The organism is Streptomyces sp. NPDC058964 (assembly GCF_042741275.1).
In the GTDB taxonomy this organism is placed as follows: domain Bacteria; phylum Actinomycetota; class Actinomycetes; order Streptomycetales; family Streptomycetaceae; genus Streptomyces.
Map to the genome: position 1 here is coordinate 1 of NZ_JBHYKH010001061.1, position 1074 is coordinate 1074.

The 1074-nt window shown below is 74.7% G+C and carries 1 protein-coding gene; it reads left to right on the top strand.

The window, feature by feature from the left end:
- Positions 1–3: 3 nt before the first annotated feature.
- The coding region (locus ACFW2E_RS47660; protein ID WP_384478617.1) for a hypothetical protein at positions 4–1074 on the top strand (1071 nt) is incomplete at its 3' end.

Below are 1074 nucleotides of genomic sequence, written 5' to 3' on the forward strand. Positions count from 1 at the left end.
ACCGTGGTCCCTGCCATACTCCCCCTCTCTCGACCCGAACGGCGCCGGGAGAGACGCCCCAGCGACGCCCTGCGTGCCTTCGGGTGCCGGCATCGCGTGGCCCTGCTCGCCACCCTGCCCACCATCCCGCTGTACGCGGTGTGGTGGGTGTTTCTCGCCACCGGCGGGGGCGACCTGGCGGCGCAGGTGGCGTGGGCCGACTTCGTCTCGCGGCACGGCGCCTCGGCGTACGGGTTCTTCTGGTACGGCGGGGTGCACACCGCCAACTACAGCGTCATCTCGCCGTACCTGATGGCCGCGCTCGGCGTGCGCACGGTCACCGCCCTGTCGGGGCTGGCCGCCTCCTGGCTGGCGGCGGTGCTGATCACGCGGACCGGCGTGCGCAGGCCGCTGTGGGTCGCCCTGCTCACCTCCCTCGCCCTGTGGTGCAACGTCGCCTCGGGGCGTACGACCTTCGCGCTCGGGGTCGCCTTCGGGCTGGCCGCGTGCGTACACCTGGTGCGGGAGCGGAGGCTGGCGCTCGCCGCCGGGTACGCGGCGCTGGCCACCATGGCGTCGCCGGTGGCCGGGCTGTTCCTGGCCGTCGTGGGCGCCGGGTTCCTGCTGGTACGGGACCGGGGGCGGGCCCTCGTGCTCCTCGTGCCGCCCGCCGCGGTGGTCGGGCTGACCACGCTGTTCTTCCCCTTCAGCGGGGAGCAGCCGATGCCGGCCGGCCGCGTATGGCCGCCGGTCGTGCTCGGTCTCGCCGTCACGGCGCTGGCCCCGCGCGTCTGGCGGGTCGCCCGGTGGAGCGGGGCCGTGTACGCGGTCGGGACCGTGCTGACGTACCTCATACCCTCCGCCGTCGGCACGAACGTCGAGCGGTTCGCGGAGTACTTCGCGCCGCCCGTGCTGCTCGCGGCCCTGCTCGGCGCGGACCGGGCGCGGCGGGTCGCGCGGGGTCTGCTGGTCGTCGCCCTCGTCTTCTGCGTGGGGTGGACGGGGAAGAAGACCGCCGACGACCTGACGGAGTACACCGCGGTGCCCGCCTGGGCCACGAAGACCGACGGTGTCGTGCGCGCACTGGACGGCCTC